Source organism: Streptomyces sp. NPDC039609, from assembly GCF_055596705.1.
In genome coordinates this window covers 1-21,512 of record NZ_JBVIUJ010000016.1, presented here as the reverse complement: position 1 = coordinate 21,512, position 21,512 = coordinate 1, and the positions used below count along the sequence as shown (strand labels likewise).

20 protein-coding genes and 3 pseudogenes are annotated in these 21,512 nt (G+C 68.4%); 14 read left to right on the top strand and 9 right to left on the bottom strand.

Features of this window, described 5'->3' with window-relative positions:
* Nucleotides 1-189: 189 nt before the first annotated feature.
* Complete coding sequence (locus ACZ561_RS34785) at nt 190-648, bottom strand: carboxymuconolactone decarboxylase family protein (RefSeq protein ID WP_471003014.1); 459 nt, start codon at nt 646-648, stop codon at nt 190-192.
* An 88-nt stretch (nt 649-736) separates the two neighbouring features.
* Between ACZ561_RS34785 and ACZ561_RS34780 the strand changes: the two are divergent.
* Nucleotides 737-1,610, top strand: a pseudogene (locus ACZ561_RS34780) (sigma-70 family RNA polymerase sigma factor).
* A 581-nt stretch (nt 1,611-2,191) separates the two neighbouring features.
* The gene (locus ACZ561_RS34775; RefSeq protein WP_471003011.1) at nt 2,192-3,556 is read left to right on the top strand and encodes a HEAT repeat domain-containing protein; all 1,365 of its coding nucleotides are present in this window, start codon (nt 2,192-2,194) and stop codon (nt 3,554-3,556) included.
* A gap of 256 nt (nt 3,557-3,812) precedes the next feature.
* Here the strand turns inward: ACZ561_RS34775 and ACZ561_RS34770 are convergent.
* Both ACZ561_RS34770 and ACZ561_RS34765 read right to left on the bottom strand, forming a co-directional pair.
* Nucleotides 3,813-3,917, bottom strand: a pseudogene (locus ACZ561_RS34770) (nitroreductase); the annotation flags it as partial.
* 97 nt (nt 3,918-4,014) lie between these two features.
* Entirely contained in the window at nt 4,015-4,371 is a 357-nt protein-coding gene (locus ACZ561_RS34765; RefSeq protein WP_471003008.1) for an HGxxPAAW family protein, read from the bottom strand.
* 106 nt (nt 4,372-4,477) lie between these two features.
* On the opposite strand from ACZ561_RS34765, the gene ACZ561_RS34760 reads away from it, so the two are divergent.
* From ACZ561_RS34760 to ACZ561_RS34750, 3 genes are all read left to right on the top strand, one after another.
* Nucleotides 4,478-4,984, top strand: a complete 507-nt coding sequence (locus tag ACZ561_RS34760; RefSeq protein ID WP_471003005.1) for a MarR family transcriptional regulator — start codon at nt 4,478-4,480, stop codon at nt 4,982-4,984.
* 1,035 nt (nt 4,985-6,019) lie between these two features.
* Entirely contained in the window at nt 6,020-6,541 is a 522-nt protein-coding gene (locus ACZ561_RS34755) for a cupin domain-containing protein (protein WP_471003002.1), read from the top strand.
* Nucleotides 6,538-6,936: a VOC family protein gene (locus ACZ561_RS34750; RefSeq protein ID WP_471002999.1), complete on the top strand. Its 399-nt coding sequence runs from the start codon at nt 6,538-6,540 to the stop codon at nt 6,934-6,936. The genes ACZ561_RS34755 and ACZ561_RS34750 overlap by 4 nt, the downstream gene beginning before the upstream one ends.
* A 25-nt stretch (nt 6,937-6,961) precedes the next feature.
* Here the strand turns inward: ACZ561_RS34750 and ACZ561_RS34745 are convergent.
* Nucleotides 6,962-7,131: pseudogene (locus ACZ561_RS34745) on the bottom strand (IS5/IS1182 family transposase); the annotation flags it as partial.
* 410 nt (nt 7,132-7,541) lie between these two features.
* Between ACZ561_RS34745 and ACZ561_RS34740 the strand changes: the two are divergent.
* Nucleotides 7,542-8,309 (top strand): SDR family oxidoreductase, encoded by a 768-nt coding sequence (locus ACZ561_RS34740; RefSeq protein WP_471002996.1) that lies wholly within the window; start codon nt 7,542-7,544, stop codon nt 8,307-8,309.
* Between the two features lie 598 nt (nt 8,310-8,907).
* Here the strand turns inward: ACZ561_RS34740 and ACZ561_RS34735 are convergent.
* Entirely contained in the window at nt 8,908-9,741 is an 834-nt protein-coding gene (locus ACZ561_RS34735; RefSeq protein ID WP_471003370.1) for an NAD(P)H-binding protein, read from the bottom strand.
* 350 nt (nt 9,742-10,091) lie between these two features.
* Here ACZ561_RS34735 and ACZ561_RS34730 point away from each other — a divergent pair, with 350 nt between their 5' ends.
* Nucleotides 10,092-10,277 carry a CsbD family protein gene (locus ACZ561_RS34730; RefSeq protein ID WP_471002993.1) on the top strand — a complete coding sequence of 62 codons (186 nt, stop codon included), beginning with the start codon at nt 10,092-10,094 and terminating at the stop codon, nt 10,275-10,277.
* 379 nt (nt 10,278-10,656) lie between these two features.
* Entirely contained in the window at nt 10,657-11,235 is a 579-nt protein-coding gene (locus ACZ561_RS34725) for a hypothetical protein (protein WP_471002990.1), read from the top strand.
* An 11-nt stretch (nt 11,236-11,246) separates the two neighbouring features.
* On the opposite strand, the gene ACZ561_RS34720 is transcribed toward ACZ561_RS34725, so the two are convergent.
* Nucleotides 11,247-11,480: a hypothetical protein gene (locus ACZ561_RS34720; protein ID WP_471002987.1), complete on the bottom strand. Its 234-nt coding sequence runs from the start codon at nt 11,478-11,480 to the stop codon at nt 11,247-11,249.
* Between the two features lie 850 nt (nt 11,481-12,330).
* Here ACZ561_RS34720 and ACZ561_RS34715 point away from each other — a divergent pair.
* Nucleotides 12,331-12,657 carry a hypothetical protein gene (locus tag ACZ561_RS34715; protein ID WP_471002984.1) on the top strand — a complete coding sequence of 109 codons (327 nt, stop codon included), beginning with the start codon at nt 12,331-12,333 and terminating at the stop codon, nt 12,655-12,657.
* A 204-nt stretch (nt 12,658-12,861) separates the two neighbouring features.
* Here the strand turns inward: ACZ561_RS34715 and ACZ561_RS34710 are convergent, their stop codons facing one another.
* Entirely contained in the window at nt 12,862-13,239 is a 378-nt protein-coding gene (locus ACZ561_RS34710; protein ID WP_471002981.1) for a hypothetical protein, read from the bottom strand.
* A 706-nt stretch (nt 13,240-13,945) separates the two neighbouring features.
* Here ACZ561_RS34710 and ACZ561_RS34705 point away from each other — a divergent pair.
* The 3 genes from ACZ561_RS34705 to ACZ561_RS34695 all read left to right on the top strand — a co-directional run bounded on the left by ACZ561_RS34705 (nt 13,946) and on the right by ACZ561_RS34695 (nt 16,500).
* Nucleotides 13,946-14,329, top strand: coding sequence for a hypothetical protein (locus tag ACZ561_RS34705; RefSeq protein ID WP_471002979.1), 384 nt, complete (start codon nt 13,946-13,948; stop codon nt 14,327-14,329).
* A 69-nt stretch (nt 14,330-14,398) separates the two neighbouring features.
* Nucleotides 14,399-14,980 (top strand): carbonic anhydrase, encoded by a 582-nt coding sequence (locus ACZ561_RS34700; RefSeq protein ID WP_471002976.1) that lies wholly within the window; start codon nt 14,399-14,401, stop codon nt 14,978-14,980.
* Nucleotides 14,981-14,994: 14 nt separating this feature from the next.
* On the top strand, nt 14,995-16,500 hold the full coding sequence (locus ACZ561_RS34695; protein WP_471002973.1) for a SulP family inorganic anion transporter: 1,506 nt from the start codon (nt 14,995-14,997) through the stop codon (nt 16,498-16,500).
* Between the two features lie 275 nt (nt 16,501-16,775).
* Here ACZ561_RS34695 and ACZ561_RS34690 read toward each other — a convergent pair whose 3' ends face one another.
* A complete protein-coding gene (locus ACZ561_RS34690) occupies nt 16,776-17,123 on the bottom strand; it encodes a hypothetical protein (RefSeq protein ID WP_471002970.1) in 348 nt (115 codons plus the stop codon).
* Between the two features lie 378 nt (nt 17,124-17,501).
* On the opposite strand from ACZ561_RS34690, the gene ACZ561_RS34685 reads away from it, so the two are divergent.
* Together ACZ561_RS34685 and ACZ561_RS34680 are read left to right on the top strand one after the other, a co-directional pair.
* Entirely contained in the window at nt 17,502-18,446 is a 945-nt protein-coding gene (locus ACZ561_RS34685; protein WP_471002967.1) for a hypothetical protein, read from the top strand.
* Nucleotides 18,447-18,667: 221 nt separating this feature from the next.
* The gene (locus tag ACZ561_RS34680) at nt 18,668-19,678 is read left to right on the top strand and encodes a hypothetical protein (RefSeq protein WP_471002964.1); all 1,011 of its coding nucleotides are present in this window, start codon (nt 18,668-18,670) and stop codon (nt 19,676-19,678) included.
* Nucleotides 19,679-20,044: 366 nt separating this feature from the next.
* Here the strand turns inward: ACZ561_RS34680 and ACZ561_RS34675 are convergent, their stop codons facing one another.
* Complete coding sequence (locus ACZ561_RS34675; protein WP_471002961.1) at nt 20,045-21,022, bottom strand: phage baseplate protein; 978 nt, start codon at nt 21,020-21,022, stop codon at nt 20,045-20,047.
* Between the last annotated feature and the right edge of the window lie 490 nt (nt 21,023-21,512).

Below are 21,512 nucleotides of genomic sequence, written 5' to 3'. Positions count from 1 at the left end.
CCTCGCCACAACGTGGTCGTGATGCTCACGGAACGGGTGACGAAGGCCCGAGGATGACGATCGGTGCTTCGGGCTCCTGCCGGCCGAGAGGATGTGGTGGCGGCCGCCTCAAGGGCCGGGTGAGACCGGCGATGAGGGCATCGTCGTCAGGGTCGATGCCCGCGGCGCGGGTGTGGAGCCCCGCCGGGCTCAGCCCCAGGTCTGGCCGGCCGGTTCCTTGATGGTGCGGTTGATCCGGTTGAAGAAATTGGTCAGCGCGATCTCCAGGTTGATCGCGCCGATCTCCTCCTCGGTGAAGTGGGCGTTGGCCTCTTCCCAGATCACGTCGGTGACCCCCTCCGCGCCATCCTGCAGCCGGGTGGCAGCCTCGGCCAGGGCCAGTGCCGCGCGCTCCGCATCGGTGTAGAACGGCGCCTCGCGCCACGTCGCCACGTTGTGCAGCCGCTCGTCGGTGTCACCGGCCTTCTTCCCCCCTGCGACACTGGCGTACACGCACGCCGAGCAGCTGTTGATCTGGCTGACGCGCAGGTGGACCAGCGCGAGCAGCTTCGGGTCGACGCCGCCGGCGGCGATCGCCTTCTGCAGGTGCCCGACCGCGGTCCAGACGTCGGGGTTGGTCGTGTTCTTGTTCTTGAGCCGGTTCTCCATGTGAGAGGTGCTCTCCTTGATCGGGGTTACGTTCCGGGGCTCGTGCCCGTCACCCCTATGACGGAGCAGGTTCGAGGAAGGTAACAACATGCCCGATGCCCACCCCGCGGATACGGTCTCCGAGGCCTTCGAGGCCCATCGCGATCGGCTCCGAGCCGTCGCCTACCGCGTGCTCGGCTCGCACGCCGATGCGGAAGACGTGGTCCAGGAGGCGTGGCTGCGTCTGTCCCGACAGGACACCGGCACCATCGACAACCTCGGCGGCTGGCTGACCACCGTGGTCGGCCGCATCAGCCTCGATGTCCTGCGGTCGGGCCGGACCCGCCCGCACGTCGCTCTCGACGACCAGCTGCCCGAATTCACCGTGACGCTGGACGACGCTTCTGCTCCGGAAGACCTCGTGGCGCTCGGGGACCGTCGGCCTCGCGCTCCTCACGGTCCTCGACTCGCTGCGCCCGGACGAACGGCTGGCGTTCGTGCTGCACGACGTGTTCGCCGTACCCCACGGGGAGATAGGCACGATCCTCGGCAAGTCCGCCGACGCGACCAAAATGCTCACCAGCCGCGCCCGCAGGAAAGTGCAGGCCGCCCCGCAGCCGGCGAGCGCCGGACGCCGGCAACGCGAGGTGGTCCAGGCGTTCCTGGCCGCGGCCCGCGACGGTCAGTTCGAGCAGCTGCTGCAACTCCTGCACCCCGAAGTGAAGTTCACCGTCCACGCCCCGAATGGCCGGTTCGTCACGCTCGGAGCCACCGAAGTCGCCACCCGCGCGCGAGTGGCCGGCGGCATAGCTCGAGCGCATGCGGCGACCGTCAACGGCTGCCCCGGTGTCATCGCCTGGAGCCAAGACGGCACCCTGCTCTCCCTCCTCGCCTTCATCGTCGCCGACGGCCGGATCACCGAGATCACCGCGGTGATCGATCCGGCAGAACTCGCGCTCATGGACCTGCCGGCTCCGGTGTGACTCCTTGGCCGCGACAGGCCGCTCGCCTCGATGTGGCCCATGCCTGATCTCGTAGAGACGGTGAACGGATCCACCCGATGGGCGGAGAGTGCGGGGCTGTGCGGGGCTTGGGATCGCCTGAGTGCCCCGCACCGATCGACAGGTTGCCTTGAAGTACGACGACCGCCCCACCCGGTGCCGGCGGTCGGCTCCCTCCGTCGTTCAGCCCGCCGCTTACCACCCTGTCGTCGCAGGATCCTTGCCACCAGGCACCGCACACGTCCGATGGACCCTGACGGCGGCGGCATGTCGAGGCGGGAACGGGAGCGGGAGTGTACGCACGGCGTGACGTGGTGGACCGTGCGCAAGACGTTGGACTCGGCCTGGCAGGAGCCCGCCATAACGTGCCGCCGCGGGCTGGATCACGATCCGCGAACGACCCGACCCCGCGTGGGACTTGAGAGGATCATTCCATGGCAGACAAGCATGATCAGCTGACTCAGGTCGCCTTTGGCGTGTCAGAAGCGACGGACGCGGATCGCAACCAAGCCCTGCGGCTACTTGAAGCCGACACCACGCTGCACGCGGCGTGGATATCGGGGTTGGCCACGAACCGGTCGGCGCCGGAGGAGATCCTTCGCCGCGTGCTCACCCTCGACCCCCTGCCCGACGGCATCCTCCGGTGGCTCCGTTACGGCCACCTTCGCCACCTTCCCCCCGTACTCGTGCGGGCCGCGGTCACTCACCCCGACCCTCGGCTCCGCAGGGACCTCGCGGGAAATGACTCCCTGCCGGCGGACGCGCTCGCCGCACTCGCCGAGGACCCTGACCCGAAAGTGCGGTGGATCGCCGTCATGATGGCGGGCGAGCGCAACGTCACCCTCCCGACGGAGCTGACCGTACGACTCGCCACCGGACCGGAGGCCAGGCTGCGGTTCGCCTCCATCGGACTGCCCGGCCTGCCGGACGAGACGCGGCTCTCACTGGCCGAGGACCCCGACCCTCACGTCAGGGCGGGCGCCGTCGACTCCTGGAGCTGGCCCAGGCTGCGCCCCGAGGTCCGAGCCTCGGCCGAGGCTGACCCCGATCCCCGGGTACGCAAGGCGGCCGAGCGCGCCGCCCACATCGACATGCCCCTGCCGACGACGCTCGCAGACTTCCTCACAGAAGCGGACGAACGCCGCCGCAGCGACGCCGCGTACAAGGCACCCGTCGACGCCGCCCTGGCTGTCCATCTCGCCACCCACGACGACAGTTCGCTGCGCCGCGGAGCCGTCAGCAACCCGCACGTGTCCACGGCGCTCGCCCTCACGCTGGCCGCCGACCCCGAGCCCGCCGTCCGTCTTGCCCTGTCCATGCGCGGCGACATCACCGAGGAGCAGCGGACAGCGATCGACTACACCGTGCCCGAAGGCCGCTTTGGAGTACCGGGCTGGGTGGAGGAACGCTTCGGTGACCCGGATGCGCTGCGGGAGCTCGCGGCCTCCAGTCACGTCCTGCTGCGCCGGGGCGTCACGTGCGCGCCCGAGCTTCCCGCGGATGTGATCGAGCAGTTGGCAGCGGACGAGGACTACTTCGTCAGGCTGATGCTCTGCGAGAACGACCACGCCCCGCACGAGCTGCTCGTGGAGATGTTCGCCGACTGGAAGGGGCTGAGCTGGGGGATGCTGGCCCACCGCCGGAACTTCGCCCGGCCCGGCCTGTCCCGGTACGCGGACGACCCGAACTACCGACTACGACTTGCGGCACTCTCCGACCCCCAGGCCACACCTGAACTCGTCGAACGACTCTCCCACGACCCGGACGACACCGTCCGCGGCCGGGCGGCCGCCGACCCACGCCTTCCGCACGCGCGGCTGGTCGAACTCCTCGGCAGCAACCACATGCCGTATACAGCGGCTGGCAACCCCGCGCTGCCCACCGAACTCATGCACCGGCTACTCGACATCGCCGGAGTCCAACGCTGATGCGCCGAGTGACAGCACCAGGGTGCCGTCCACGATGAGCACGGTTCCTGTGGCGAACCGCTCGGGAGGCTGACGGCTCCGACGCCGTGATCACACCAGCGACAACAAGAGCGTTGCAGCCGTGGCCAGCACGTCCGTCAGCAGGCCTCAGCGAAACGCGTGGACCACCCGGATCTCACCGACAATGTGGGCGTTGAAGTCATCCAGCTCCTCGGCCGGAGCTCGACCGCGTCCTGTCGATCTCGGCCGTCAGCGGTCACCTTCCGATGAAGCTCACCGTTTGCGTCATGTCCGCCCGCCCGGTACGCAGCCTTGGCACGCAGTCTTTCTCGAATCCCACTGAGATCCCGCAGAACAGCACCAGGGATCGATTGTCGGAGCGTGAAGGCCTTCGTGCATGTCGATGCCCTGCTGGGACACTGACGGTGGAGGTTCACCTGCATCGAGGTGAAACCCGGCTATGACGGTTGTTCCGCGGGTGTGAGCTCGATCGCGATGGCAGGGACGGCGGCGGGATTGCGTCCTGCCAGACGGCAACCAAGGCAGTCGGGGTGGCCTCGCCGTGCCGCTGTGTCACGGACGCGCCAGTGCTGTTGATCGACCGGACGCGGTCCGGTGGCCTTGCCCCACCCTGCCAGGTGAAGGAACCAGGTGGTGAGCGCGGCAAGGGCAACCACAGCTCCACCCAGCGCCAACCCCATGGTCGAGCGGGCTGCGAATGCCACGCCCATCGCCGTGCAGCCAGCAGTGGCTATCCCGGTGCCTGTCCAGCCGGCAACCGTGTGGCCCATGTCGTTGTCTCCGTGCACACTCACGGCCGTCTCCTCAGGAAATGGGATGCTGGAGCGGCGAGCCGTGGCTCACCCGCCAGAAACATCTTATCTCGCAAGATAATTTACTTAGATGCTAAGGGGATATGTGGTGCAGGGCAAGGTGCGACCGGCGGCGACAGCCGAGCAAGCGCTGTATGCGATGGACCGGATGATCGCGACCGCACAGTTCGGGCAACAGGACATCGCGCGGCTGCTTGGCCTCAATGTCACGGATCTGACCTGCCTCGGCTTCCTCGTCGAAGCTGCCACGGCGGGCGAATCTCTGGTGGCCGGCGACCTCGCCGACCGGGCGCGACTGACCACCGGTGCGGTGACCGGCGTCCTCAACCGCCTCGAGAAGGCCCAGTACATCCGCCGCCAGGCGGACCCGCAGGACCGCCGAAGGGTCCGGGTGGTCATGGAGGAGTCCGCACTGGAGCGCATCCTTGAGGCCTACGGCCCCTTCTACGAGCGCCTTGGCTTGCTCTTCGCCGATTACAGCCCGGACGAAATCGCCGTACTGGCGGACTGGTTCACCCGCGCCAAAGCCCTGGTCCAGGACTCATTGGACGAGATCCGCCAGGGCGTCTCCGGATGGTCTCCGTCTGACCGCTGAACACCCGTCGATTCCCACAACCCCGCCATCGGCTCCCCCTCCCGGCGGTGGAGCGTTGGTGCGTTGGTGCGTTAGTGCGTTAGTGCGGGCAACGCGACGACGAGCTCCCCCGCACGACTCCACGGCAACGGACGAGCCGGTGACAGCGCCGAAGGCAAGGCGGACTGCACCGGGCGCCCGCGTGGCGAGAACTTGGGCGCCGGGCGCGCGCACGAAGTGGTCCTCACGCTCCCGCGGCAGACGTGCTTGGCGTTCGGCAGGGACCATACGGCGCTAATGGCTGCGGCCCGAAGGGGGTTCGTCGGAGCCGGGTTGCGTCACCGAGCCAAGCCACACGCGGGTACCGGAACGCCCGACCAACCACGGCGCGATGCAGAACCGGCGCCACTACCTGACACCGCTCGTCGGGACCGTCCGCACTCCGCCCTCCTCCAGCGCGAAGAGCGCCGGCCGCTCCTCGTCCACGTCCTCCCTCGGAGTCGGGTCCGCCTCCCATGCCGCCACCGGGGGCAGCCTCGACACGACACCGACGTGCCGATGCTCGGTGTTCCCACCAGTGCGCCCAGCCCAGCAGCACTTCCACGCATGCCGCGAAGGGCAGCAAGCCGCCCGCCTCGTCTCGTTTCGTCTCGTCTCGTCTCGTGTCGTCGCCCAACTAGCCCGGTTCAGCGCAGATATGAGGCTGCGTCAAGGTGTCAGCCCGGTGCGCCTGGAGGCGTAAATCCGGAAGACAGCCCTGCCACCGCGCGCCCACGCGTACACCGGCGCCCCCCTCGGCGGCGCTCGCTGAGGGCGATGGGCGAGACCGTCGGGCTGCGCGCCGCGTGAGTGGTGGGGCTGTCCGCCGGGGGCTCCATCCTCGGCGCCCGCAAGGCGGGACACGACGAAACCGGCCGACAAGCCGGTGCGGGAGGGCGGAAAGCCGACGGCTGACATGGAGGGGGTCCGTCGATCTGAGACGCCTCTGGCCCATAGGCCGGTGAGGACTCCGAATTTGCCTGGTCAAGGCAACGTTCAAGATCGTAAAGTCAGGTCATGCCCCAGGAAATACCCACCGGGACCCCGTCCGCCGCGCCGTTCCGGCAAGTGCTGACCCGTCATGCCGACGCCGAGACCTGCGCCGACCCCAGCAGTGTGATGAAGCTTCTTGCCGACTCGGACAGCACGGCCGACGGCTTCACCAGCTACCGGTCCACCTTCGCCAAGGGGGCCGTGGGAGCACCCGCGCACTTCCACACCAAGGCGACGGAGCTGTTCTTCGTGATCATTGGATCGCTCCAGGTGCTGGTGGGCGAGGAGGTCACTGTCCTGGAGGCGGGCGACTTCCTGGCCGTGCCGCCCCATACGCCGCATGCCTTCGCGGCTGCGCCCGGCTGCGAGGCGGACGTTCTGTTCGTGTTCACGCCGGGCATGGGCCGGTTCGACTATCTGCGGCTGCTCGGGCGGGTCATGCGCGGCGAGGCCGACCCGAAGGAGATCGCCGAGTCGGCGGAGCGGTTCGACAACCACTACGTCGACAGCCCGGTCTGGCGCGCCACGCTGGAGGCGTCGGCGTGATCGCCTCCACTGTTCATGTCAGGGTGGCGCGGCCCTCGCGGGACCTGGCTGCGGCCGAACGCTTCTATGTGGACGGCCTGGGCCTGAACATCCTGTGGCGTACCACCGAGCGCGTCCCCGGTAAGCATGACCTCCTGATGGTCGGCCCTTCTGACGCCGGCTGGCATTTCGAGCTGACGCACGACCCCGAGCACCCGTTGGAGCCCACCCCGACCGTGGACGACCTGTTCGTGCTCTACCTCGGCAAACCGGCGGACGAGGAGTTGGTCGACCGTTTGGTGGGGGCCGGCGGTACCCGTGTCCCGGCCCACAACCCGTACTGGGACGTGCACGGAGTCACGATCGCCGACCCGGACGGCTACCGCCTGGTGCTGTGCTCCCGTACCTGGACCTGAGCAGTGTCCGGCGAGCCGTGGAGCCCAGCCAGAGCCGGATCGCGGCAAAGCTTGACGTACCGTGAAAGAGGTGGCCCGCTCGTCGTACCTCGTCGCGACGGCCCGCAAGTTCTTGCGCAGGTTGATCTTCCGCTCGACTTCATTCCTGCGTCTGCAGCTCGTCTTGTCGAAGCCGGCGGGCCGTCCGCCCCGGCTGTCGCGGTACCAGCAGTTGTCTTGCTGGTTCCTGAGGTACGGGGCTGGTGGCGTCCGCGTGGGCAGTGGCGGTCACGGCAGCGCGGGAGATGTCCGTTGAGGGCTCTGGAGGGGTTGGCTGCCCGGCCCTTCCTCCAGAGCCCGTATCGCGCAAGCGTGTCCCGGCGTTCCTCACCGGTGGGCTTCCGGTTGAGGAAGCCGTCGATCACGTTGCTTTGATCGGCCCAACACCCGTTCTGCTGACCGGCCTTGGTCGGATGCACCTTCAGTCGGAGCCTCTCGCCGTTCGTCACGCCTCCTCGCCCCAATGGTCACGCCTACGCCCCGCACCCAAGGCGGGTCGCATTGCCCGCCGGACAGGCATAGCTCACCGCTGCCGCCCCCAACCGCTCACCCGATCGAAGGACGACATGAACCTCACCGACCGCCGCGTGGTCATCACCGGTGCGGGCCGCGACTTCGGCCGCGCGCTCGCCCACCACTTCGCCGGCCTCGGCGCCGAACTTTTTCTCGCCGCACGCACCCTGGAAGCGGCCGAACGCACCTGCGGTGAGATGCGCGACCGTGGCCACGACCAGGTGCACGCCTTCGCCTGCGACCTCGCCGACCCCGCCTCAATCCGTGAATTCGCCGCGGCGGTCGGCCGCCGCACCGACCGCATCGACGTCCTCGTGAACAACGGCGCCCGCTGGTTGGAAGGCCCCGACCTCCTCTCGGTCTCCGACGAAGACGTGGCCGACACGCTCGCCTCGGGCAGCACCGGCACCATCCTCGTGACCAAGAACCTCCTACCGCTGCTGCTCGCCTCCGGCCACCCCGACGTGGTCACGATGGTCTCCGCCTGCGGTGTTCCCGGAGCCCAGCACCCCGTGGCACACGAGGCCTACTACGCGGCCAAGCACGGCCAGAGGGGCTTCACCGAAGCCCTCTCGCGACGTCTGCGCCCTCAGGGCGTCCGCGTGATCTCCCTGTTCCCGCCCGACTTCGACAGCGGCCGCGACCCGCTGTCCCCGGAGTGGGACGCCACCCCGCGCGGCGCCCAGGACCCGCTCGCGGCGCAGTCGGTGATCGACTGCGTCACCTTCGCGATCCAGCAGCCGCGCGACTGTTACATCAGCGCCTTCCACTTCGAGTCCCTGCACCCTTCCACCTCAACCGGCGGCACGTCGCAGATCTGAGCGGCCCCGCCCTCTCCACGGTGTCGCACCGACGGGAGAGCGCCGACTCAGCGGGCTGCCGCGCGTCGGCGCCTCGACGGACGCCGCGGCTGATTCGGAGGACACACCCGCAGAGAGCACCGGCCACCGGCGATCGGGCCACGGAAGACCGATCCGCTCCGCCCGAGGGAGGCTGCCCGTCGGCGCTGGTGTGGCTGCGCCAGATCGACCGTGCCCTGGTGACGGCGTGACCCACTAGGTGTCCCCTGGGCCACCGGAGCCCCATCCCTTGACCACCCGCGGTCCCCTCCCTTGGGCCAGGCGAGCTCGGGCCTGGCAGAGCGGGGACCGGGGCCAGGAGTCCGCGCAGGGCCGGGGTGTGGCAGGTGTGCGTGCTGGTCAGTCCCGGCATCCGTGCGTACCTCGCGACGGCACCACAGGGCGGGCCTTCGTACACAACGTGACCAGAACGCTCCTGCGAGATCAACTCCGTGACCACACCCCACAGTTACGAAACCCAACCAACCCCAGACTCACACACCTGGAGGCTGCCCAGCCGAAAAGCCCCGCATCACAAGATCAGCGACAGAGCCGTTGGGCGTGCCCGGCCCCGGGCGATTCAACGGAAGGCGTCGGCGTTCTCAGAAGCCCACTGCCGGAAGGGGCGGGCCGCCGTTCCAGTGACCTGCGAGACGGTGTCGCGCACCATCAGCAGCTCATCGTTCACATCGCCGCCCGTGACGTCGAGCACTGCGTCTGCGGCCTCGGCTCCGAAGACCGCGGCCATCTGCGCGAAGGCCTCCTGGCGGCTGATCTCGGCGAAGGGAACCTCCCGCCCCAGTGCTGCCGCGATGGCCTCGACCTGCTGTCGGGCGGTCACCGGCTCGGGACCGGTCAAGGCGTACGTGCGTCCCTGGTGGCCGGGCTCGGTCAGCGCCACCCTTGCCACCGATGCGATGTCCGCAGGATGGATGGTCGGCAGTGCGGTCGCGGCATACGGCGCATGGATGGTCTCACGGTCACGAATGGAAGCCGCCCACATCAGGGAGTTCGAGGCAAACTGCGTCGGCCGCAGGATCGTCCAGGCCATGCCGCTCGCCTTGAGCAGTTGCTCCACCGCCAGGTTCTCGCCCGCGGGGCCGAGGTGCGGGTGGGTCTGGACGGTGATGGACGACACCAGCACGACGTGCTCCACACCCGCCTGCCGGGCGGCTTCGAGTATGTCGGCGTCCGAGCCCAGACGCGACACGAGAAACAGCGAGCGCACTCCTTCCAGCGCGGGCTTCAACGAGGCCGGCTCCGCGAAGTCGCCCTCCACCACGTCGACCCCTTCGGGGAAGACAGCCTGTGAAGCATCACGGGTAAGGCCTCTCAGCGGCCCGACACCACGTGCCTGCAGCTCCTCCAGAAGGGCGCTGCCTATGTTTCCGGTGGCTCCTGTCACGAGGATCATGTGCATGTTTCCCGTCGTCAGATGATCAAGTAACGACCCTAGAGCCTCAACTGCGCTTGAGGTCAAGAAGGCGCCTGGTCATCCCAGCGGCTGGGCAGGTTCTGATCACTGCCATCTACAGGTAGGGCCCACTCGGGATGCCCTGGACATGATCACCCGTCTTGGATCGAGCGAGGTGGGAAACAATCTCCGGCGGTTCGGGAAACGATCTTCACGCATCTCCGAAACGCCTGGTCAGGCACCCTGGTGGACACCTCGGTGGTGGGCCGCGACAGGCGCCGGCAAGCACGCGGGCTCACCCGGGCCTAGCGTGGACGTGCAGCTGGTCCACCAGAGAAGGGATCACGGCCATGAGCGGCGCCATGGACAAGGCCAAGGGCAAACTCAAAGAGGTCGCCGGAAAGATCACCGGCAACGAGCGACTTGAAGCCGAGGGCAGTAGCGACCAAGCGAAGACCAAGATCCACGAGGCGGTGAAGAGCGTTCGCGAGCGTGCCGAGGGCATCAAGGACTCGCTCAAGCGCGACCGCTCCTGATCGAGCCGACTCTTAGAGGCCCGGTTCCGCAGGGTCCTTCTTCGCCGGGGTTCTGAGATCCAGGTTCTGCCGCTTGGCCCCCGATTTCCTGCCCATCTGCGGTTCTGGGGCCGCCGTCTTCTTCGCGGACGTCACCTTCTTGGCCGCGGCTTCCTGGCCGCGGCCTTCTTCTTCGGCTTCGGCATCTCGTGGGCAGCGACAGTCTCGCCGAGGGAGGCCTTCGCCTTGGCCACGGGCCCCTCGAGCGGATGGATCCACTTCAGATCGCCCGACCGAGCGTCCGTACCGGGTGAGGAAGTCCACGCGATCGCAGCCAGCCTGAGAGTGTTCGGGACCTGGGCAACTAGGGCGACCGACTGGTCTCGAAGAGCTCTCTGGCGTGGCTCTGTTCAGCAGAACGGGCTCTGGCTCAGGTCTCGTGGTCGGTGACGCTGCGTGGCGATCGATGATTGGGTTTGGCTGCCTGCCGGGCTCGCTGTCGGTGGTGAGTGCCATGATCGGTTGCATGGGAGTTCTCTTCGGCTACTACGCCGCTGCTGACGATGAAGACGCCGTTCGGGCTCTGGCTCATGAAGAGGACGGACAGCCGACGGGAACGAGGTACGACTCGTTTGTCGTGAAGGGCGTCGATCCGGTGGTCGAGTTGCTGCCCGCAGAGGTGGTCATTACGGGGCGGACTGCCGATGCCATCGAGGCCGATCCGCGGCATGGGCATTTGGTCGGAATGGTGGGTGACGGCGAGATGGTCAGCGTGTCCCTCACGGATTCGTTTTGTGACTCGCTCGCCCATTTCGACCGGAAGCAGTCGGGCGAAGTGGCACGTGCTTGGTCCGCGTCGGGTGTCTTCGACCCTCAGTCGGACCCGAGTGGACTCACGGGCTTCCTGGAAGATCTCGCTGCTCTGGCAGAGAGGGCGGCCGCTCGCGGCCACCGGTTGTACTGCTGGATCAGCGTGTAACGACGTGGGGCTCAGCCCGCCAGCAGGACTCGCTTGCGCAGCAGGTCGAAGCCGACTCGGCCGAACATCGGCAGGAGCCGTGAACTCGGCTCGAACCACGTCCCGCACCCTGGGCATTCGGCACCCTTCGCAGTGCAGCACACCTCAACACGCACTATCGCGACGTTCACGTTCACCGACAGCACCACGACGCCCTCGACCGCCGGCAGCAACAGCTCCTCCAACGGGACCACGACTTCTTCCACGACCCCGAACTGTCAGCCACACCGCACCGGCCACCCCTCGTTTTCGGGCAACTTCCCGAACCAACCGGACGGCCTCAGTCATCACTCAGCGTGCACATACCGCACAACCTGAGCCAGAACCGCAGAACGGGCAGCACTCCTATGTCGGTTCGGGCGAGCCCGCAGCCGGGCGGGGGGCGCCGAAGCTGGGGCTACGAGTACACCTGCCACCAGCGGTCCGCTTCAGCGCGAGCCACTTCGGTATCGTACTGCCTCGCATCGAAGTGGAGCTCCGGCAGGGGGCTGGGCGCGGGGACCGCGGCCGATGGCACCTCCCAATCCGACCACTGCACGATTTCCCCGAACCGCTGAATGACCACGGTCAGGAAGCCGCAGCAGCCGCCGGTGCATTCGGGTTCACCCAGCCAGGCGGGTTGCTTCGCCGGTCGCCCGGAGGGGGCTGTGGCGGTCGGCCGGCAGAGCATCAGCCGCATACGGTCCGCGTCCGCCTGCGCCAACCGCCTCTGCGACCACATCCTCGCCGTTGACCCAGAACCGCAGATGGGCAGGAAAGCGGGGGCCAAGCGGCAGAACCTGGATCTCCAAGCGATCGAACATCAGACCACCCTACGGGGCATACTGGCGTACGCGCGGCCCATCCGCTGCCGTCAGCCGGCTGCGGAGCAGCAGCTCCTCTTGCTGATGGTTTCAGAATGAGAGTCGGAGGCAGCGAAGGCAGGTGCGGTCCAGCCGGTTGAGGCGAGGACCTGTCCGGCCTGTCCCATGCGGCTCTGTCTCACTGCCTGACCCACGGCGGCCGGCAGCCCGAACAGACTCGCCCGTCCGGCCTGGGCACGTGCATAGTGTGCTCATGGATCGATTCGCGGTTCAGGCCCGCCTCGAATGGTGGGCCAATCACGCGACGTGCCTTGAGAAGTACGACATCGACATCACCGTCACTGTCGACGCGGTCGGCACGTGGTGGGCAACCGCCCGGCATGCCAATGCCCTCGACACGACCCAGCGCGAGGGCTGGGACTTCCTCATGGAGATGGACCCCCACTTCTCCATTGTGTTTCCCGGCGAGGACAACGGCGGGAACTTGGTGAGAGTCTTCGAGACAGAGGATGGGACTCTCACGCTCACGGAGGCGCCAAACGGGGACGGTTCGGTGAGCATCACCTTCGACCTCCCCTGAGTTCAGTCCCCCAGGGCAGGAACCGATGTTGCCGCCATGGCCTCCGGTATGTCGCCCCTCACTGATCTTTCAGAATGAAGTTCGGAGACGGCGAAGGCATATGAGGCTGCAGGCCAGTTCGAGCATGCCCTGGCGCAGATCCGCGCCGTATCGATGATCTCAGCGTCCTGGTGAAGGCGAAGCCGGGGAAATCCCGCGGTCACCTCACCAGATGAGGACGCCCCCACCTATCTCCTCCGCGCGCCTGGCGGCATCCTCGATGTGCGCCAACCTTTCAGAGATCTGTCGCCTGAGCTCCTCGACCGTCCTCACGGGGGGACTACCGGCAACGATCCCCTCGAGATTCTCGCGGAGCAAGGCACACTCACGGCGGAACTCAGGCACCAGGCCGGCCTCGACCTGCAAGTTGGCGTCGGCCAGGACCGGAAAGAACTGCGCTCCCAGCGCACGAACCGCCTCCGAGCCCCATACCGTGGTACGCCAGCGCTCAAATCCGGCTAGATCAGAGGATCCCTCCGGAACGTCCAGAACCTGCCTCTTGCCGTCCGCATCAACGACGAAAACACTCACCAGCAAACTCATCTTCGAAGTGGATCACAGTCACCGATCGACGGTCCATCTGATTCAGCACCTGGCCCGGGCCGACGGTTGAGCACGCCCGCCTGTGGACCGGCCCGAGGAAGCACCCTGCCCTGCACGGTCAGCACCGCGGCCGATGAGGCAGGTCTGACGGAGGCGCTGCCTGACGGTGGAGAACTTGCCCTTCTGGAAGCCCAGGACGTCGTCACGGTGGGCAAGGCCGCGTGCCGCCCATCGTCGACAGGATGAGCGTGAGTCCTCGGCACCCGAGTAAGGCCGTCGCCTGGGCCACCGTGAAGCGGCCAGGGCGCGCCTGCAGGTGCACCATCCGGCAGCATGAGCCTGAGCAGCCACGAAGAACGAGCTGCCGCAACATGGATGGCTGACCGTGGCTGGGATGTCGGGGATCAAAGGGATCAAGAGGCACGTGGGCGTCCCGTCGGTCGTGCGAGGGAGAACCACGCCCGCTCCATGTGCAGGGCACGAACACGTGTGGCCGCGGCGCCCGACCTGACGGACTCCAGGGGCGTGGACCCGTTCCGACGCTGCCGTTCGCGTCAACATCAGGCTGATTCCATTCGAAAACCTTCGTACGGCAAGGGTGTTGCAGGGTGCCGTTCACATGGGCGCATTACTCTTCGTTGACTCACCCTTGGGCTTGCTTTGGTGAATTCTGGCGATGGTGCGACCGGATGGAGGAGCGTTCACGATGCCGTTCGTCCGCACGTCCGTGGCCCTGCGCGCGACCCTCCTTCTCATCCTCGCCCTCGTCTGCGGCACCTGCCTCCTGCCTAGCCCCACAGGGCCCGCGCCCCGGCTCCAGCAGGCCGGCGTCCAGCAGGCAGCACCGGCCGCGGCGTACGAGTCCACGCACGCTGGGGGCGGCGAGGCCGACGCACCCAGGGGCTCCGTCCTCCACCGTGACCGGCGGCGGGCGGTCACCGCGCCCGCAGGCCCTCCCGGCCCGCCGCCGCTCGTCACCCGCACCGACCCGCTCACGGACCCGCCGACCGGCCGCACCGACGGCCCGGACGCCCGGCCGAGACCGTTCACCGCCTACGACTCCTCCGTCCTCCAGGTGTTCCTCTGCTGACAGGCGCGCCACCACCCTGCGCCGATCTGTCAGCCCGACGCGCCCACGGCGCGCCAGGAGGAATCATTCATGCAGCCCCTCATCGACGACGCCCGCCGATTCGGACAGTGCCCTGAGGAGTTCGCCCCGCATGCCGCGGGCCCGTCCCCGGCCGTCCTGTTCGTCACCTGCTCCGACTCCGGAGTCGTACCCGCCCTGATCACCGGCGCCCGACCCGGCCAGCTCTTCGAGCTGCGCACGGCGGGCGGCATCGTGCCCCTGTACGACACCGGCAACCCCACCGGGGAGGCCGCCACCATCGAGTACGCCGTCGAGGTCATCGGCGTCGAGGGCGTCGTCGTCTGCGGCCACTCCCACTGCGGCGCGGTGGGTGCCCTCGTCCGCGGCGACGCCTTGAGCGCCGTGCCCGCCGTACGGGACTGGCTCGCCCACACCGCCCCCGACGGCGCCCCGAGGCGCCCCCAGGACCCGGGCGTCACCGACGCCGTCCACGGCCGCGTCCTCGCCCAACTGCTCCGCCTACGCTCCCATCCGAGTGTCGAACGGAGGCCGGCGGACGGTCGGCTCCGCCTGCGCCGCTGGTACGACGAGGTGCACACCGGCGCTGTCCTGGAGTACCGCTCCGGTGCCGACGCCTTCGAGGCGCTGTGAGGAGGAGCATCCGGATGCCAAGCTCTTTCCCCTTCCTGCGGCAGGACTTCGCCGCCTCGCTCGTCGTCTTCCTCGTCGCCCTACCGCTCTGCCTCGGCGTCGCCGTCGCCTCGGGCGTCCCCGCCGAACTGGGCCTCATCACCGGCATCGTCGGCGGCGTCGTCACCGGCCTGATGCGGGGCAGCAGCCTCCAAGTCTCCGGCCCGGCCGCCGGCCTCACCGTGCTCGTCCTCGAGGCGGTCCGCGCCTTCGGTCTCCCCGCGCTCGGAGTCATCGTGCTGGCGGCCGGCGTGCTGCAGATCGCCATGGGCCTCCTCCGGTGGGGGCGCTGGTTCCGTGCGATCTCCCTCTCCGTCGTCGAAGGCATGCTCGCGGGCATCGGCCTGGTCATCATCGCTGGACAGCTCTACGCCGCAGCGGGCATGCCCGCCCCGGACTCCGGTCTCGACAAGCTCACCGGCCTGCCGGGCGCCCTGGTCGACGCCCTGGGCAGCCGCACGGCCCTCGTGTCACTCGCCCTCGGTGCCGGCACCGTCCTCCTCATCGTCGGCTGGCGGCGGATGCCGCGCCGCGCCCGAGCAGTGCCCGGTGCCCTGGTAGCGGTCCTTCTCGCCGCCCTCGCGACCTCCGTGTTCGGCCTTCCGGTCGAGACCGTGCGGGTGAGCGGGGTACTGAAGGCCGTCCACCTGCCGGGCTCCGAAGCCCTCTCCTCCCTCGCCGACCCGGCCCTCCTCGGCACGGTCCTCGCCTTCGCCCTGATCGCCTCCGCCGAGTCGCTGTTCAGCGCGGCGGCGGTCGACCGGCTCCACTCGGGGCCGCGCACGGACTACGACAAGGAACTCGTCGCCCAGGGCTCGGGCAACGCGCTGTGCGGCCTGCTCGGCGCCCTGCCACTCACCGCGGTCATCGTGCGCAGCTCGGCCAATGTCGAGGCCGGCGCGCGGACGAAGGTGTCCCGGGTCCTCCACGGGGTCTGGCTGCTGCTCTTCGTCGCTCTGCTGCCCGCCGTACTCGCGTACATCCCGCTGGCGGCGCTGGCCGGGATCCTCGTCCATGCCGGCTGGAAGCTCATCCCGTTCAAGGGTGTCCTGACCCTCTGGCGCCGTCACCGGGGTGAAGCCCTCGTCCTCGTGGCGACGGCTACGGCGATCGTCGCGGTCGGCATGTTCGAGGGTGTCCTGATCGGCCTCGTCCTGTCGGTCGCGAAGGCCGCCTGGGAGGCCTCGCACCTGCGGATCGAGCACAGCGACGACGGACGCGACGCGGTCCGCGTACGACTCCAGGGGACGGTCACCTTCCTGCGGCTGCCCCAGATACTCGACAGTCTGGAAGCCCTGCCCAGCGACCGCCGGGTGGTTCTGGACCTCTCGGGGGTTCACCACCTCGACCACGCCTGCCGGGCGGCGCTGGAGACGTGGGCCGAACGGCACAGCGGCGCCGACGCCGAGGCCGTCCGCGCCGACACGGCCCCGGACCGCCACGAGGGTGCCGCCGCGGGCTCGGTGAGCACCCCGCGCTGAAACTGGAGAGCCTACGGGGGGCGACGCGCGCTGTGTCGCCCCCGTTCGCGGTGAGGCGTGCGAGAGGACCCCGCACATGCGTTGGATGTGTGTGGGTGGGTGACGAGGCAGGTGGCGAGGCCGAGGACGCCTCACGGATGTCGTCGCGTCGTTCCCATCGGGCGCGTAGGCGCCGGCCGTGATGCCGCCACTTCAGTAGCCGGACGCCGCGGCCTGGTTTCGGCCGAAATATTCGCCGCTAGGGCAGCCGACATCCGGGTCCCCGGTCGGACACATCACAGGTCGTCTTCGTCACCGCAGAGGTAGGTGTTCACCTCGCAGTCGCCGGCGGAGAAGATCAGCAACAGAACGGTGCCGCGTGTGGCCGTTTCGTCCACGGTGTCGATCTGGCCGGCTTCAGCAGGGGCGTAGAACACCCAGCGGCCAGACGACAAGGCCGAAGAGTTCTCGCAGTCTGCCGCGACGGGCAACTCGTCGAAGTGCTCGGCAGCGAAGGTGTGATCCTCATGAAAGGTCAGGGAGGCACCTGCCTTACTGGTCCATCGCCCCTCAACCTGATCCGCTGAAACCTCGACGGCATGGATCGCCGCACCCCAGCCGCGGGACACCGCCAGCGCCACCACCGTCCCTATGAAAGCGATTGAGCGCAACGACCGTCGGCTCACGCCAAACCCTCCCCACCCCCCGGGCAGCTGCCCTCGTCACGTCCTCATCGGCCGAATCCCAACCATATTTGAACGCGCTCAAAATAGCGCATCGAGCCACCGTCAAGGCGGCGGGCGAGCCCAAGAGTCGACGCCCCTCGCCCTGGCGGACGCGGCGAAGCGGTGGCTGGCGATCACGAGGGCCCGCCTCCAATCCCGTAGATGCCGCCAGCGGCGCCGACGGTCAGTGCCACCAGCTGCCCCCGTCGCGCGGCGTGAACGGGGCCAGGGGTGCGGGCTGGTGGCGGGCGCACGGTCCGCAGCCGCTGACTCCGGTCGACAACGCACTGACTTGCGATGATGGATGTTGAACATGTTCAATCAACCTGGCAGGATGCGCTTCCGGGGGTGGTGGCCTTGATGGAGGCGCGACACGAATGGCCCGACAGCCGGATGCTGTTGGTATCGATGCTGGTGCTGTTCCAGGAGGCGGTACTGGCCACTGTGGTCGGGGGGCTGTACGGGCAGACCCAGGAGTCGCCCAACGCCGTGGGCAGCTACGCCCTCGCACTGGTGCTTCTTCTGCCGGTCCTGCTCGTGGTGGGTTCCGCCGTCGTAGGTGCGGTGGCGTTGTTCCTCGTGCTGCCCGCAGTGTCGCTGAGTCATCAACTGGGGCGCCGGTTCGGCGGTCGTGAGACATGGTGGTGGGTACCGCCAGTCACGGCCGTGTTCGCTTCCCTCCTGCTCGCTGGCGCCGTCCTGGCCGACGCGATGGAACCGCTCACCGCGGTCAAGTCATGGCTGCCGACCGCCGTGATGCTCGTCGTCCCCGCGCTGCTCGTCCGGCTGCAGGGGCAGGGTCTCCTGAGGTCGGTGGCGCTGTGGGGCTCGGCCGTGGTGGTCGCAGCCGGCGTCTTCGGCGGTATCGCGCTGTCCACTGGCCTGATCGAGGAGTACCGGCCGCCGCAGCTCACCCGAGCGGTGCTGATCGGCAACTGGTCGGACGGACAGGGCGGCACCCTGACGTTCACGACGGACGGCAGGGTGACAGCTTCCGGCGTCGACCACCGGCTCGGAAGCGGCAACATCGACGAAGCCGTCGAGTGCTCAGGCCAGGGCACGTGGACGATGCAAACCAGCGAAAACACCTGGACCCAAGAAGTCGACCTCTCCATCCCGGGCTGCTCGTACGCACCCTGGAACGTCGGCGGTACGCACGCGCGGATCACGCTCTACCAATACATCGGCGACCCTGACTCCTGGGACCTCTACGAGGTGAACAAGGCTCCCACCAGCCCCTGATGGGCAACACTGAACCGCCCAGGGCGGCAGGGAGTGTGTTCGCGCAGACGACGGCGCAAAACACCCTGCTACAGGCGTCCGAGGCGGCGGCATCGTCGCCTGCTGCCTCCCGGGAACAGTCTTGCAGGCTCCTGACGGGGGCGCGGATGGTCTTGTTGTCAGTGCTTGGGCATACCGTCTGGCCCGTGACGAACAGACCCTCTGACCACTGGCGTACCTGGATGGCCGAGAAAGCCCGCGAGATGGCGGCAGGGACCTTGGCCCCGGAGTGCGCGAGCTCGGCGGAAACTGTGGGGAACTCAGATGGGTTTGCGCCCAATGCGAGTGTGCACTGCGAGTTGAACTACGCCCTCCCTGAAGACGGGGCCGGCTATCGCCGTCTGGTGGAGGCATGGTTCGACGATGCTGCACAGAATCTGAGCGGGGCCGCACTGGACCCCTTCGCGCATGATCTCGACCTCTCGGGCCGTGGAGCGGTGCTACGGAAGGGGGGCGCCCCGTACGGTGAGCCCGGGGAGCTATGGGGCAGCCTGTGGGTCGCGAGGATGAGCCGAGGCAGACGGACTCGCTCCGGCCGGGTCTGGTCGCCGGAGGGGTGGGCGTCGTTCCTCGAAGACCTCGAGGAGATGCCGCTGGAGGTGACGCTCAGTTTGGCGCGGCTGGGTGCGGACGGGTACCCCGCAGGCCCGTGGCTGAAGGTCACCGCCGAGCGGGACGTCGATGCTCCCGATTGGCTGCAGCTCATGGTCGACCGGTCGGCGGAGGAGTTCTTCGCTCCGAACCACTCCCCCGACGTCCAGCGGCACTGGACCGATTTTCTCCACCGCCGCCTCACTGCAGCAGGACGGACGTGTCTGTTCGGAAGCGTGACGGACGACGTCTGCACCACGACGCATCGGACCGCGCTCGAAGCCCACCTGGGGTTGTTCCAGGACGAGACCCTCGTGGAACTCGACACCACCCTTCGCGGCTACTCATGGGTCACGGTGTGCTCTCCTGGCGTCGCGGACCGACTCGGCGGCGCCGACGCGCTGCGCGTCTCCGCAGCGTTCGCGGATGTCACAGTCCTGGCCGACGGCGGCCTGGTGCTCCAGGCGACCGAGGACATGCGGACCTACACCCCCGACCGGATCGGCATGGTCTACCGCCGGCTCCGACCCGTACTGCCTCCCGGACACCACGTTCGAGGAATCTCGGACTCGACACCCCGTCTGGCCTTCGAGGAAGCCTGAGCCGAGGCGAGCCGCCCGACCACATGGTTGCTGGACTGGAGAACCGAGCCATGCAACGCACCGCACCCCGGCTCCGTACGCGACGAAGCCGGCGCCGCCGCCGGCACGAAGCGGGGTGCCGGCGCTTGTCGGCCTGCGCCTGTACGCCGGCTGCAGGCTTCGTCGTCCTGCCGCTGTTCCTCGGGCGCCGCAGTCTGGCCTGGGCCTTGCCCCGCAGGCACCGCTTGCCCTGTATCGGCGCGGCGCCGCCGTGAAACCTCGGGGCCGGCCCCGGCGTGTCGGGCTGACAAGCACCTGAACGGCACGGCCGGCTGAGGAGCCGACGGCGCCGCCCGGGCGTGGCCCGGGCGGCGGCTGCGGGTCGGATCAAATCAGCGCGTTCTTGTAGAAGATGCTGGAGCGCCGGTCGCCCACCTCGCCCGTGGCGAAGCCGATGAAGAGTCGCGCCTCGCCCGCGTCGGTGCGGTAGATGGCCAGGCCCTCGGGCTCACGGTGGTGCAGGGTGGAGCCGGCCTTGGTGAGGACGGGGCCCTGCTTCACGGTTCCCGTGTTGATGTCGATGCTGCTGAGGTAGGTGTTGCCGTCACCCACGGGAGTGCCGGGATCGGGGTAGGCATCGCCCGTCTGGAAGTACATGTACGAGCCGTAGAGGGTGTAGCCCTGCGGCGTGCCGGAGATCGTCGGCTGCTTGAAGTCGACCAGCGGCGAGCCGAAGCTGCGCGTCTCGAAGGCGGAGAGCGGGTACACGGCGATGCGCTTGCCGGCGCTGGTGTGGTAGCGCACGATCATGCGCTTGTAGACCGGGTCGACGGAGCAGGTGTACTCCGTGGCCCCGGAGATCGGCCGGTAGGCGGCCGAGCCAGCGGGCGAGCCGAGGGTGGTGTTGGCGGTGTAACGGATGGGGGCGAGCGCGGTGCCGTACCCGTTGGTGTTCGCGGCGCACTCGATCCACAGCTCGGTGTCGGAACCGTTCGGCAGCGCGGCGAAGGCGACGCCGTGGCCGAAGCCGTTGAGGTGCATGTACGAGATGTAGTTCCCGTCGAAGTCCATCTTGTTGATGCACAGGTCGCCTGCGGACTCGGGGCTTCCGTCCCGCTTGGTCGCGACGTAGAGGTACTTGTTCACCCAGTCGAAGGCGAAGCTCTGCTGCACGCGCGGACCGTGCGTGTTCGCGGACCGGAACAGGTCGTACGACGGCTGCGTGAGATCGAACCGCTTGGTCACGGCCACATCGGCCGAGGCTGTCTGCGCGCCCACACCGAGCCCGAGCGCGGCGAGCGAGGCGCCGGCACCGGCGCGTATGAGGCTGCGGCGAGAAAGGGGGGAACCCGGGGTGCGGTTCAAGGTGTTACCTCCGAAGGCATCAACTGGGCATCAGGAACAGGTGATTCTACCGGGCCGCAGAGCGAGGCGGGCCCCCTCCCCCACGCGGGGCGGCCCGCAGGACAGCGAGCTCGCAGGCACCTCGGGCTGACACGGAAATGTCACGACCTTGCCGACAATCCCATGGCACGCACCCTCCGAACCGGACGATGGCGGCTCCTCGCGACGGCACGCGCATGCCCGGATATTGACACCGATTTAGCAGTTGCGAAGATTGTCACGGTGCTGGCGCTCGCCCTCCTCGATGCGCAGGGGCGGTGCGAGGGGAACAGGTAGTACGGGCGGCCATCCCAGAAGGCGCTGCCCAGCGGGCGGGCTCGGGGAGCCCCATCAGCCGTATACGCTCCGGCCGTGACGGCCGGGTTCGTCATGGTGTTGCTCCTTGTCGGTGCTGTGGGTCGGGGCTGCGGGTCACAGGCTGTGGGCGGCGATGTCGCCCTGGGAGGTGGTG